This is a genomic window from Antricoccus suffuscus (genome assembly GCF_003003235.1).
Lineage (GTDB): Bacteria > Actinomycetota > Actinomycetes > Mycobacteriales > Antricoccaceae > Antricoccus > Antricoccus suffuscus.
Map to the genome: position 1 here is coordinate 56,654 of NZ_PVUE01000016.1, position 12,779 is coordinate 69,432.

The 12,779-nt window shown below is 63.0% G+C and carries 9 protein-coding genes; 5 read left to right on the plus strand and 4 right to left on the minus strand.

Annotation, left to right across the window (positions count from 1 at the left end):
• Position 1 precedes the first annotated feature (1 nt).
• Together CLV47_RS16485 and CLV47_RS16490 are read left to right on the plus strand one after the other, a co-directional pair.
• Positions 2-1,231 (plus strand): CaiB/BaiF CoA transferase family protein, encoded by a 1,230-nt coding sequence (locus CLV47_RS16485; RefSeq protein ID WP_177557564.1) that lies wholly within the window; start codon positions 2-4, stop codon positions 1,229-1,231.
• Between the two features lie 41 nt (positions 1,232-1,272).
• Positions 1,273-2,103 carry a crotonase/enoyl-CoA hydratase family protein gene (locus tag CLV47_RS16490; RefSeq protein WP_106350155.1) on the plus strand — a complete coding sequence of 277 codons (831 nt, stop codon included), beginning with the start codon at positions 1,273-1,275 and terminating at the stop codon, positions 2,101-2,103.
• Between the two features lie 72 nt (positions 2,104-2,175).
• On the opposite strand, the gene CLV47_RS16495 is transcribed toward CLV47_RS16490, so the two are convergent.
• Positions 2,176-3,666, minus strand: a complete 1,491-nt coding sequence (locus CLV47_RS16495; protein ID WP_170111120.1) for an MFS transporter — start codon at positions 3,664-3,666, stop codon at positions 2,176-2,178.
• Positions 3,667-4,021: 355 nt separating this feature from the next.
• On the opposite strand from CLV47_RS16495, the gene CLV47_RS16500 reads away from it, so the two are divergent.
• The 3 genes from CLV47_RS16500 (at position 4,022) to CLV47_RS16510 (ending at position 10,103) form a co-directional block, all read left to right on the plus strand.
• On the plus strand, positions 4,022-7,324 hold the full coding sequence (locus CLV47_RS16500; protein WP_106350157.1) for a carboxyl transferase domain-containing protein: 3,303 nt from the start codon (positions 4,022-4,024) through the stop codon (positions 7,322-7,324).
• A 45-nt stretch (positions 7,325-7,369) separates the two neighbouring features.
• The gene (locus CLV47_RS16505) at positions 7,370-9,139 is read left to right on the plus strand and encodes an AMP-binding protein (protein WP_106350158.1); all 1,770 of its coding nucleotides are present in this window, start codon (positions 7,370-7,372) and stop codon (positions 9,137-9,139) included.
• Positions 9,140-9,212: 73 nt separating this feature from the next.
• Positions 9,213-10,103 (plus strand): alpha/beta fold hydrolase, encoded by an 891-nt coding sequence (locus CLV47_RS16510; RefSeq protein WP_106350159.1) that lies wholly within the window; start codon positions 9,213-9,215, stop codon positions 10,101-10,103.
• Positions 10,104-10,140: 37 nt separating this feature from the next.
• Here CLV47_RS16510 and CLV47_RS16515 read toward each other — a convergent pair whose 3' ends face one another.
• Genes CLV47_RS16515 through CLV47_RS16525 form a run of 3 tightly spaced genes read right to left on the minus strand, consistent with a single transcriptional unit; the run spans position 10,141 to position 12,753 of the window.
• Positions 10,141-10,899 (minus strand): alpha/beta fold hydrolase, encoded by a 759-nt coding sequence (locus CLV47_RS16515; protein WP_106350160.1) that lies wholly within the window; start codon positions 10,897-10,899, stop codon positions 10,141-10,143.
• A 52-nt stretch (positions 10,900-10,951) separates the two neighbouring features.
• The gene (gene smpB / locus CLV47_RS16520; protein ID WP_106350161.1) at positions 10,952-11,449 is read right to left on the minus strand and encodes an SsrA-binding protein SmpB; all 498 of its coding nucleotides are present in this window, start codon (positions 11,447-11,449) and stop codon (positions 10,952-10,954) included.
• A gap of 5 nt (positions 11,450-11,454) precedes the next feature.
• The gene (locus CLV47_RS16525) at positions 11,455-12,753 is read right to left on the minus strand and encodes a PucR family transcriptional regulator (RefSeq protein WP_106350162.1); all 1,299 of its coding nucleotides are present in this window, start codon (positions 12,751-12,753) and stop codon (positions 11,455-11,457) included.
• Positions 12,754-12,779: the final 26 nt, after the last annotated feature.

Genomic DNA, 12,779 nt, shown 5'->3' on the forward strand with positions numbered 1-12,779 from the left:
CGTGCTGGAACGAGCACTCGAAGGCGTCAAGGTTCTGGATCTGTCCCGGATTCTTGCTGGTCCGTGGTGCACACAGAACCTCGCCGACCTCGGCGCGGACGTCATCAAGGTCGAGAACCCCAAGGGTGGCGATGACACGCGAAGCTGGGGCCCGCCGTACCCCGAGGGCACCGGACCCGAGCACGGGTTCTCGTCGTACTTCGCCGCCGGCAACCGTGGGAAGCGCTCGCTAGCCGTGGACTTCTCCAGTCCCGACGGCCTCGAGATCATCAGGCGGATGGCCAAAGAAGCCGACATCCTCGTCGAAAACTACAAGGCCGGCACGCTGAACCGGTATGGCCTCGGCTACGAAGATCTGAAGAAGATCAACCCACGCCTGATCTACTGCTCGATCACCGGCTACGGCCAGACCGGACCCATGGCGCCAAAGCCCGGCTATGACTTCGTCTTCCAGGGCGCCGGTGGCCTGATGAGCTATACGGGGCAGCCGGATGGCCGGCCCGGTGCCGAACCGCTGCGTTGCGGGATATCGGTGATGGACATTTCCACGGGCCTGTATGCCACCTCGGCAGTCCTCGGCGCGCTGTTCCAGCGCGGCCGGACCAACGAGGGCCAGTACATCGATTTCGCGTTGCTCGACGTCGCCGTCGCGATCAACGCCAACCACGCTCAGAACTACCTGATGACCGGCGTTCCGTCTAAGCGGTTCGGTAACGCGCATCCGACGATCGCGCCGTACGAAGTCTTCCCGACCTCGGACGGGTTCATGATTCTCGCGGTCGCTAACGACTCACAGTTTGCCAAGTTCTGCGAGTTCGCGGGCCGCCCGGACGTTGCCGCGGACGAACGGTTCGCGAAGAACGCGGGCCGGGTCGCCCACCGCGAGGAGCTGCGGCCGATCGTTGCGGAGATCATGCAGACCCGCAGCCGGGACGAGTGGGGCAAAGGCCTTGAAGCAGTTGGCGTGCCGTGCGGGCCGATCAACGACCTTGCGGACGTGTTCAACGACGAGCAGGTCGTGCATCGCGGAATGCAGCAGACTTCGGTGCATCCGATCACCGGTCCGATCCCGCAGGTCCGCAACCCCATGCTGTACGGCGCGCCGTACAAGGTCGACTCGGCTCCGCCGCTCAACGGTGAGCACTCGGTCGACGTACTCAAGGACCTGGGCTACAGCGACGACGAGATCAAGGCGCTGGTCGATTCTGGCTCCGTCGGCGTCTGGTCATAGGGCAACGGCGGCGGCAATAACGCGTTAGGCATACTGCGTTAATGACTGAGACGACTGATATTCCAACTGAGGAGCGCGTGACCTACACGGTCACCGACGGAATCGCCGACGTACGTATGGTGCGCGCGGACAAGATGAACGCTCTCGACGACGCGATGTTCGACGCGCTCATCGAGACCGGTAAGAAGCTGAAGAACGACCCGACGGTGCGCGTCGTGGTCATCTCCGGTGAAGGGCGGTCGTTCTGCGCCGGACTCGACGCGAGCCGACTTAGCGGCATGGGCGACGGCACGGCAAAGGCGCGCGATCTGGACGGGATCGAGCCGGTCGGACCCGCCAAGGCAAAGGGCCAGCAGGCGGCGTACGTCTGGATCGACCTGCCCGTCCCGGTCATTGCAGCAGTTCACGGCTACGCGCTTGGTGGCGGTCTTCAAATCGCGCTCGGTGCCGATATCCGGATCGCGACACCGGACGCGAAGCTGTCGGTCATGGAGACGAAGTGGGGACTCATCCCCGACATGATCGGCACGACGATCCTGCCCGAGTTGGTTGGGCGCGACGTCGCTAAGGAACTGACGTATACGGCGCGGATCATCAGCGGCGAGGAAGCCGATCGCATCGGACTGGTGACGCGGCTTTCCGACGACCCGCACAAGGCCGCCCTCGAGTTGGCTGCCGAGATCAACACGCGTAACCCGCACGCCGTACGGCTGGCGAAGGAGCTCCTTGAGTCGTCCGGTCGAGTGAGCGTCGAGGAGCAGCTCGACGCCGAGCAGGTCGCGATCAAGGCGCTGATCGGCACGCCGAATCAGCGTGAGTCGGTCGCCGCGGGCATGGCGAAGCGCGCACCGAAGTTCGCCGACGTCGAATAAGCACTCCGCACGAAGAGAGCGGTGCTCGCCACGGATCCCCGTGGCAGCACCGCTCTTCTCGTGCGTGCGTGATTAGCGCGTGCTCGAGCGTATCTCCGCGAGCTCTTCGGCGCTCCTCCGATCGTGCGCTGCGAGCAATTCCCGGGCCTTCTTTGGACTCCATGGACCGCGCAGCAGCGGGGTCACGATCATGAAGAAAACGGTACCTGCGACGCAGATCCATAGCCAGGTCTGCCACTCGCCATGGACATCAATCGCGGCCTTCGCGACGGCGGCTTTAGGTTGCGTCGCCGCTTCGAGCAGTGTCGTCGCCGAGGTCACGATGTGCGGAATGATCAGGAACGAGATGAACGCGATAACCCGGATGATCCAGCCCCAGATCGCGAGGCCGGTCGCCATCAGCGCGGGGTTGCGCTCCTCGACTGTCTCGGTGAAGGCGGCGTAGAACGCGACAGCGGCAAATCCGAACGAACCGGACATGAACGCCATGATGACCGACAGCTGAGTGAAGCTCAATGCCGTGTTCATGTTGAACAGCAAGATCAACTCGAAGATGATCGTCAGCACGCAGCCGATAAGGATCCACGGCTTGCGGATCTTGCTCCAGTCGAACAAGAACCCGATGAGGACAGTGACCACGACATTGGCGCCCCATGCCCAGGCCGCAATGCCGTTTGCTTGGCTGGCGTTGAAGCCGAATGCCGTCGCGTAGAGCACCGGTGAAAACCCGACGAGGGTGAAGTAGAGCAGCAGCAGCGTGCCGAAGCCGACCGACGGCCAGATGATGTCGGCCTTCCACATCTGCCGGAACGGCTTATGCAAGTTGACGGCGACTTGGCCGCTCGCCGCACGGGCCTCGATCAGCTCGCGGTCTTTAGGGTCGACCATCAACTGGTCGCGCAACTTCGGGGACAGTTCCTTCAGGAACAGCAGCGCGAGCACGAACATGACCAGGCCGATGATGCCGGCGATGACGAACTGGCTGGTCCAGTGGTTGTGGAAGTGCTCAAGGGTCGCGGAAGCGATGATCGCGACGACGAGTGAGCCGGCCACCGGACCGACGTTCCAGATGCCCATCGCGGCCGCGCGGCCGACCTGCGGGCTGTAGTCGCGGACCAGGGCGGGGGTCGCAACCAAAAGCATGCCCTCGACGAAGCCGATTATCGCCAGGATGATGCCTAGCACGAGTTTGTTGGTGACGGCTGGTACGACGAACGTGGTGAGGAGGCCGACGAGCAGCAGACCCCAAATGACCATGTTGGCCCGGCCGAGGCGGTCGCCGATACCCGCGACCAGCGATCCGAACGCGCCAATCAGATTGACGATGGCGAGCATCGTTACGAGGTAGATAAACGAGATCCCCAGTTGCTCGGACAGCAGTGTTGAGACGCCACCAAGTGCATAGTTCTCGATGTAGAGAACGATCGTTGCGAGCACGGAGAGTGCTAGCAAGAAGTATCTGTGCGGTCCTCTGGGATAGCTGTAGAGCTTGCGGTCCCACAGCCAGTTGCCCTTTTTGTCAGGCTCCGCGGGCGCGGCGGGACGTTCAGAAGTCGTAGTCACTGAGCACACTTCCTCTCGTGAGGTCTGCTGATCGCACCGGGCCAGCGAGAGGAGGCCGGAGTGCATCCGCGTGATATCGCAAACGTACGCCGGAGGGATGTTTAGTTTCTGTAACGAACGGACCCGTACCGTCGCGATGTTTCCGAGATGTAATCTGTCAATTCGCGCGTGTGCGACATGCAAAGCGAGCGGCATTGCCGACGCTAAAGGGATGTTCGTGATTCTAAGGCCGCAAATTAACCACGGGATTTGAGGGGTTAATTCGAGGCTTCGATGGGCGTTGGGAGGGCGCGGCGTGGTCGGTAGATTCCTAGGAGGAGCGTTACGTAATCACCAACCGGGGAGCAACCAAAACATGACGTCGATTTCGAAAGTACTGATTGCTAACCGCGGAGAGGTCGCGACGCGCGTCGCTCGCGCCGTCGCGGGACTGGGCCTGCGTTCGGTCGGGATCCATTCGGCCGACGATGGCGACTCGCTTCATTTGCGGCACTGCGATGAGATAGTCGCGCTCGACGGCAGCGGGCCGTCGGCGTACCTCGACGGTGAACAGATCGTGCGGCGCGCGGTCGAGATCGGTGCAAGCCACATCCATCCCGGTTACGGGTTCCTCAGCGAGAACGCAGACTTCGCGCGCGCCTGCGAAAAGCACGGAATCGTGTTTGTCGGCCCTGCGGCCGACGTACTTGAGGAGTTCGGCGACAAGAGCAAGGCTCGGGCGCTCGCGTTGGCGCATGATGTCCCGATCCTGCCCGGTACGCCGCACGCCGCGACCAAAGAGCAGATGCGCGATTTCATCGACGGGCTGGGCGCCGCCTTTACCGAGGGCAAGGTTGCCGCCCTGATTAAGGCGGTCGCCGGTGGCGGCGGCCGCGGGATGCGGATCGTACGACGGCTCGACGAGCTTGAGGCGGCGTACGACCTCTGCGCCGCCGAGGCGCAGGGTGCGTTTGGGTCACCCGACGTCTATATAGAGCAGCTGCTCCCGAGCGCGCAGCACATCGAGGTGCAGTTGATCGGCGACGGCACGGGGGCAGTCAGCCACATCTGGGACCGAGACTGCAGCATCCAGCGACGCAACCAGAAGCTGATCGAGATCGCGCCGTCACGAATCGTCGATGCCGAACTGCGCCAGCGCATTCTGTACGCCGCCAAGCGGTTGGCCGGAGCTCTCAACTACCGCGGCCTCGCGACGGTCGAGTTCCTCGTCGGCGAGGACGGCGACTACTACTTCATGGAGACCAATCCGCGACTACAGGTCGAGCACACCGTCACCGAGGAAGTGACCGGTCTCGACTTGGTCCGCGCGCAGATCCAGGTCTGCTGCGGACTTACGCTCGATGATCTCGGCCTCGAGCAGGAGCAGATTCCGGAGCCTCGGGGCTACGCCGTACAGGTCCGGCTCAACGCCGAAATCATGCAGCAGGATGGTACGACGATCCCGCAAACGGGTCGTATCAGCGCCTTCCATCTCGCGTCCGGCCGCGGCATCCGGGCCGACGCCAACGCGTACGCCGGCTACAGCGTCAATCCGCGGTTCGATTCGCTGCTGGCGAAGTTGATCGTGCACAGCAACCTGGATGACTTCGAGAGTGTCGCGGCCATCGCCGACCGCGCCCTTGCCGAGTCGCAGATCAGCGGTGTTGAAACCAACATCAGCTTGCAGCGTGCCATCCTCCGCTCGGCCGAATTCCGCAGCGGTACGGCGCGGACTAACTTCGTTGACAGCAACATCCAAACGCTTCTTGAGGCCGTACCGGTCGCACCGGCCCTGTTCGCCGACCACGCGGCTACCGGGCAAGTCACGCACGCGGCGGTCGCGGTGCCCGAAGGCGTGATCGGTGTCGAGTCGCCGATGAGCGGCGCCGTCGTGTCGGTCGATGTGGCTCCCGGCGACACCGTACGCGCCGGTCAGACATTGCTGGTCTTGGAGTCGATGAAGATGCAGCACGTCATCGCGGCGCCCGAAGCCGGTGAGGTGCGCGAGATCTATACGAGCACGGGCGATGTCGTGGATGCCAACGCGATCGTGGTGGCTTACGAGCCGCGCAACGCCTCCGGTGGTGATACGGCCGAACAGCGGCAGATCGACCCGGACTACATCCGACCCGATCTCAACGCGCTCATCGAGCGTAAGAAGTTTCTCTGGGACGAAAATCGGCCGCGTGCGGTGGAGAAGCGGCACAAGCTGGGCAAACGGACCGTCCGCGAAAACGTCGAGCGCCTGGTCGACCCTGGCACTTTCGTCGAGTACAACTCGCTGGTAATTGCCGCGCAGCGCAAGCGTCGTAGCCTCGATGACCTCATCGAGAACACCCCCGCCGATGGGTTGGTCACCGGACTCGCGCGGGTGGGTGAAGCGACGTTCGGCCGCGAAAAGTCGATGTGCGCGGTGTTCGCGTATGACTACACGGTATTGGCAGGCACCCAGGGCTACTGGAACCACAAGAAGACCGACCGCATCTTCGATGTCGCGTATCGCCAGCAGCACCCGGTGATCTTGTTCTGCGAAGGCGGCGGCGGCCGCCCGGGCGACGTCGATCCGGACAAGGTGTCCGGACTAAGCAACCCCTCCTGGCTGTGGCTCGGCAAGCTCAGCGGAACGGTCCCATTCGTCGGTATCACGTCGGGCCGCTGCTTTGCCGGCAACGCCGCGATGTTGGGTGTCTGCGATGTCGTCATTGCGACCTCCGACTCCAACATCGGCATGGGTGGCCCGGCGATGATCGAAGGCGGTGGCCTAGGGGTGTTCGCGCCGGAGGAGATCGGCCCGATCGACGTACAGACTCACAATGGCGTCGTCGATATCGAGGTCGAGGACGAGGACGAGGCCGTCGACGTCGCCAAGAAGTACCTCTCCTACTTCCAGGGCGACCTGCCCGACTTCCAGGCGCACGACCAACGGCTGTTGCGGCACGTCATCCCCGAGAACCGCAAGCGGGTGTACGACGTACGCCAAGCCATCGAGTTGCTGTTCGACGTGGACTCGGTGCTAGAGCTGCGACCGAAGTTCGGTACGACGATCGTCACGGCGCTCGCGCGTCTCGAAGGCCGCGCCGTCGGGGTTATCGCCAACAACCCGAAGGTGCTCGGCGGCGCGATCGACTCGGACGGGTCCGACAAAGCCGCCCGCTTTATCCAGTTGTGCGATGTTTTCGGTATCCCGATCGTCTCGCTGTGCGACACCCCCGGCTTCATGGTCGGTCCCGACTCGGAAAAGACGGCGAGTGTGCGTCACATGAGCAGAATGTTCTTACGCGGAGGCAATGCGTCCGTTCCGATCGCGATGGTCGTGCTGCGCAAGTGCTACGGCCTGGGTGGCATGGCGATGGGCGGTGCGAGTACCTTCGTGCCAATGATCGGCTTGGCCTGGCCGACATCGGAGTTCGGCGGAATGGGGCTGGAAGGCGCCGTGCGATTGGGGTTCCGCAAGGAACTCGAAGCGATCGACGATCCCGGCGAGCGCGAGACGCGCTACCAGGAACTCGTCGACGGGATGTATGAGTGGGGCGGGGGCATCAACACTGCAACTCACCTGGAGATCGACGATGTCATCGATCCGGCCGACACTCGCCGGTTGCTGACGCTGTCGCTTGGTGATGTGGAAAAGGGAAAGTGGACCAATAGTCACTCGAACCCGCTGATTGACGCCTGGTAGTAATACTGCGGCGAGTATTGCAATCCAAACGAGAAGGATCGGTTAATGACACTCGACGAGACGCGCAACCAGGGGGTCCAGGAACACGTGGAACAGCACGCAACACAGTCAGAAGAGCAGATCCTGGCCGACATTGCCCGCCGTCAGCAGGAGTCCTGGCCGGCTAGCGTTCCGCGCGAGGTGACTTACGAACTGGGCGAGATCCCGCTGTCGGACTATGTGCGGGAGCGGGCACGGCTGACTCCCGACGCCATCGCGATCGTCTTCTACGGCTACGAGATGACCTTTGCCGACCTCGACCGCCAGAGCGACCAGGTCGCGGCGTACCTCTTGGCCAACGGGCTGGTCGGGGGTGACCGGGTCGCTGTCATGATGCAGAACTGTCCGCAGTTCATCGCGGCCTTTTACGGAATTCTCAAGGCCGGCGGCGTGCATGTACCGGTCAATCCGATGTTCCAAGAGGCGGAGCTGATCTACGAGCTCGAAGACTCCGGTGCCGAGATCATGTTTGCCCTCGACTCCGTAGCCGGGCTGGTCGCAAAGGTCCAGGACCGCACCCCGCTTCGCATGGTCGTCACGACGTCGATCGACGAGTTCGTGCCTGACGAACCGTCGATGCCTTTGCCAGCAGGGTTTACCGATGCGGTGCCGCCGGTGCACGGAATGGGTCGCTGGGCCGACGTACTCGCGACGCCGTTGCCCGAGTCCTGGCCCAAGATCGACCTGGATGCGCTCGCCGCGCTCAACTACACCGGCGGTACGACGGGCATGCCGAAGGGCTGTGAGCACACGCAGCGCCACATGCTCTATACCGCCGCGGCGAGCAAGTCGAGTCGCTTCTTCGGTGAAAACGAAAACTCCGCGACCGTGAGCTTTCTACCGGTGTTCTGGATTGCCGGCGAGAACGTCGGCGTGCTCAATCCGGTCTACTCCGGCACGACGTGTGTGTTGCTGACGCGCTGGGATCCGCTGGCCGTGCTCACCGGCATCGACCGCTACAACGTCGGTGTCACGATTGGTACCGTCGACAACTACATCGAGCTCATGGAGCATCCTCGGTTCGGCGACTTCGACCTGAGTTCGGTCACTGCGCCGATGGCGATGTCGTTTGTGACGAAGATGGGTCCGGAGTTCCGTGACCGATGGCGCGACCTGGTCGGTGGGCAGAGCGTGCTGCACGAGGCGGCGTACGGGATGACCGAGACGCACACCTCCGACTCGTTTGTGCACGGTTTCCAAGACGGCAACTACGACTTGAACCAGCGACCGGTTTTCTGCGGTCTGCCGATGCCGGGTACGGCGTTCAAGATCGCCGACTTCGAAACCGGAGCAGCGCTTCCGGTCGGCGCCGAGGGCGAAATCTGCGTCAAGACGCCATCGTTGCTGACGAGCTACTGGAACAAGCCCGAGGCGACGGCCGCCGCGCTACGCAACGGCTGGCTGCACACTGGCGATATCGGTCAGATCGGTGAAGACGGTTGCCTGCATTTCCTCGGCAGAAGCAAGGAGATGCTCAAGGTCAACGGGATGAGCGTGTTTCCGTCCGAGATCGAGGTACTGCTCTCGAAGCATCCGGACATCGAGGCCGCGGCCGTCATCGGTACGCCGGACCCCAAGCGCGGCGAGATGCCCGTCGCGTTTCTTTTGTTGGCCGACGGAGCCACCGCCGACCCGGAAGCGATCAGGGCATGGTGCAAGGAGAATATGGCTACCTACAAGGTGCCGCTGATCGAGATCGTCGACAAGATGCCGCTTACCGATACGGGAAAGATCAAGAAGCACGTCCTCGCCGAGCGCTACAACGCCCCCGCGTGACGAGCCGCGATCGTCGTCCCGTTATGCCTCACCGCCGAACGGTAGGCTTCGATGCGGCACGAAAGGAGCCCGCATGACAAGCACCGGCCAGCAGACGCTCGCCAGCAACGGAATCGCGATCGCTTACGAAGTGCGCGGACCCGAGGACGGCCAGCCCCTGCTGCTCGTCAACGGACTCGGCTCGCAAATGATCGGCTACCGCACCGAGCTATGCGACAAGTTCGCCCGGCGCGGCTTCCGCGTGATCCGCTTCGACAACCGCGACGTCGGCCATTCCACGTATTTCGACGATCGGCCGCTGCCCGATATCCGCGCGATCTTGAAGGGCGATCTGTCCACGGCGGCGTACACGCTGTCGGACATGGCCGCGGACGCCGTCGGCCTGCTAGACGGGCTTGGCATCGAGGCCGCACACATCGTCGGGATGTCGATGGGCGGCATGCTCGTGCAACGGATCGCGATCGATTTCCCCGAGCGGGTGCTGTCGATGACGTCCATTATGTCGACGACGGGCGAAAGGTCGGTCGGCCGCGCGACGCCGGAGGCAAATGCGCGGCTCATGCAGCCGCTGCCGGCAGACCGGGAGGAGGCGCTCGACAAGCTCACCGAGGACAGCCGTGTCATCGGCTCGCCCGGGTTTGTCTTCGACGCGGCGAAGATCCGCGCGCAGCATGTCGAGGCACTCGACCGGGCGACACACCCGGCGGGCACGGCGCGTCAGCAGGGCGCCATCTTCGCCGACTCCGATCGCACTCCGGCGCTGCGTGAGCTGAGGTTGCCGACCCTCGTAATCCACGGCGCCGACGACCCGTTGATCGGCGTTTCCGGGGGTGAGGCGACCGCGGCCGCAGTATCAGGAGCGCAACTCAAGATCTATCCGGGCATGGGCCACAACTTGCCCGAGGACCTGTGGGATGACTTCGTAGCAGATATCGCCGGTATCGCAGGAATGCCGCCTGCATAAGGCGCCGCCGCAGCGACGATGACCCCGAGATTGGTGTCTACGTCGTACCGGCCGCAGGCGACCGCGCGATCCAGGCCTTGAGTATCTGCACTAGCTCATCGGGCACGGTCATCGGACCCATATGTCCGGACCGGGTCTCGGCGTACTCGATATGCGGGGCCTGCAGCGTGATCGGCGGCATCGAACGATCGTCGGTACCGCTGACGAACAGCACCGGGATATGCGGGTGGGCCAGGATTGCTTCGCTGCGGTCGGCGCGGTCACGGATTGTCATCAGCGCGAACCGCGCTGCGTCCACGCTCGCAGACTTGGTGATCTGCACGGTCTCTTCAAAGATCTCCGGCGGATCGTAGTCAGCGACGTACACCGGGAACAAGTCGCGTACGACGCTCTCCCACGGCTCATTTTCAAATCGGCTGATAGCTTCGCTGCGAGCCTGTTGCTTCTCCGGTGGGTCGGCGTACGGCTGAGAGTAGATGATCGCCGCAGCACTCAAAGTGTGCGGGAAGCTTGCGATGAGCTCCGCGGTGACGTAGCCGCCCCACGAATGGCCGACGACAATCGGGTCAGTGAGACTGAGCCCGGTAATCATGTCGGCAAGCTCGGCGGCAGCGTCGTACATCGTATTGGCGCCGCCCGGGAGGTCACTTCCACCATGCCCGGGCAGGTCCACGGTGACGACTTCGTATTCGTCGGCCAGCAACGGCACGACTCGCGAGAATATCTGCTGTGATCCCAGCAGTCCGTGGATAAGCACGATGGGTCGTCCGGAGCCGGTGCGCTGATGCTGAAGCATGACCGACTATAACTTGCGCGGATCGTCGGGCAGGTTTTCGCGGATCGTGAGGTTAATGGACGCGACGTTCGAGACGGTTGCGCTTTTTGAAGTGATCGCTCATCGCGCGTTCGATCTCGCGGTTGGCGTCTCGGGCGGCGAGCGTCTGCCGCTTGTCGTACGCGGTCTTGCCGCGGGCGAGCGCGAGCTCGATCTTGGCGAGTCCGTCGAGGAAGTACAGGCTCAGGGGGATAAGTGAGGAGCCATGATCTTGCAGCGCGAGGCTCAACTTGGTGATCTGCCTGCGGTGCAGGAGAAGTTTGCGTTTGCGCCGAGCCGAATGATTGGTCCACGTGCCCTGCGAGTATTCGCTGATGTGTACGCCGTACATCCAGACTTCGTCGTTTTCGATCACGGCGAACCCGTCGACGAGCGACGCCTTCCCCTCACGGAGCGCCTTGACCTCGGTGCCGGCCAGTACGATCCCAGCCTCGTAAGTGTCCAGGATCGCGTAGTTATGGCGTGCCTTGCGGTTGGCGGCGATCTGTAGACGTCCTGAGCGGTCTCTCATAGCTCCTATTTTGCAGTGTGCAGGACCGCGCTGCCGAGGAACTGACACGCCTGTAGTGCCACCTCGACGTCGAGCCGGTCGACGGTCAGTGGTCGGCCGCGTTCTTCGAGCGCCTTGGCGACTCGGTATTTGACCGAGTTTCGATGCAAATGCAGCAGCTCGGAGGACTGGGTGTAGCTGCCGCCGGTGCGCAGGAAGCATTGCAGGGTCTCGCGCAACCGTTCGTTACTAGGGGTGTTATCGGCGAGCGGGCCGAGCACCTCATAAATCCAGGACCGCGTGGTATCCAGATCTCGGGTGAGCACCGAAACTATCGCCACGCCCGGGTCGCCGTAGCTGACCGGATTGGGCACGTGACCCGCCGACGCAAGGCTGAGGATCTTGGTGGCCTCGGCCTCTTCATGAGTACGTCGAAACCCGGACACCCCGTAGCCGGGGAGCCCGATCGAGACTCGTCCACCGTTGGTGCGCTCGACGAGGTCGCCGATCTCCGCCACCGTGACTGTCTTAGCCGTCTTGCCCATTGGAAGCCACGCCCACCCGGTGTTTCGATCGATGGCGGTGAAGATTGGCGGTGAAGAAGTCTGAGCCTGAGTGGCGAGATCGCGCGCAAATCTCTCGAGCATCATGACCTCCTCATGCGCCGGGTCGGCACCAGGCGTCCACAGCACAATGCCCACGTGGAACTGGTCAAGCGAGTAGCCGGTTTCTTTGGCGAAGGTGGCCACGTTGACCGCCTCATTCGACAGAATCTTGTGGATCAACGAGGCGCTGACGTTGCCGGTCGTCGTACTCCACCGGCGTTGCTCCTCCTCGTAGACATCGAGCAGGTAGACGCAGATCCAGTCGATGTACTGATAGAGCACGCTCGAGACGTAATGCATGACTTCGACCTTCAGGTCGGCATCGCAGTCGAGCCGCTGTGACTCGTCGAAGAACGCGGCGAGCAAGTTGTCCTGGCCCATGTGGTAAGCGCGAATCAGCGAGTTAGCGGAGATGCCGCGCTGCGCCAACCTCAACGCATATTCGACCGCGGCAGTCGAAGCCTGCAGATGATCGATGGGGATCTGATTGGCGATCACGTGGAAGATCGTCTTGACGTTGCCTTCGATGCTGGCCTGCATCAAATCGCGCAAGTGCTGGTCGGCGACGAGATACTCGATTCCGGCGAGCAGCTCGGTCATCGAGTCGGTGATGTCGGTCTGGCGCGCGTTGAGATTGCCGGCAGCCTGCGCGGCAAGTCTGAGGATCTCCGGCGGAGGATCGCCGCCCAAACTGATCTGACCGTCGTCTGTCGTCGTCATCGCCCAGCCCCCTAATCGCGCACCCG

Excerpts from the sequence above, each read along its gene's own strand:
- CLV47_RS16490 (WP_106350155.1), top strand. The coding sequence starts at position 1,273 with ATGACTGAGACGACTGATATTCCAACTGAGGAGCGCGTGACCTACACG.
- CLV47_RS16500 (WP_106350157.1), top strand. The coding sequence starts at position 4,022 with ATGACGTCGATTTCGAAAGTACTGATTGCTAACCGCGGAGAGGTCGCG.
- CLV47_RS16505 (WP_106350158.1), top strand. The coding sequence starts at position 7,370 with ATGACACTCGACGAGACGCGCAACCAGGGGGTCCAGGAACACGTGGAA.
- CLV47_RS16510 (WP_106350159.1), top strand. The coding sequence starts at position 9,213 with ATGACAAGCACCGGCCAGCAGACGCTCGCCAGCAACGGAATCGCGATC.
- CLV47_RS16515 (WP_106350160.1), bottom strand. The coding sequence starts at position 10,899 with ATGCTTCAGCATCAGCGCACCGGCTCCGGACGACCCATCGTGCTTATC.
- smpB (WP_106350161.1), bottom strand. The coding sequence starts at position 11,449 with ATGAGAGACCGCTCAGGACGTCTACAGATCGCCGCCAACCGCAAGGCA.
- CLV47_RS16525 (WP_106350162.1), bottom strand. The coding sequence starts at position 12,753 with ATGACGACGACAGACGACGGTCAGATCAGTTTGGGCGGCGATCCTCCG.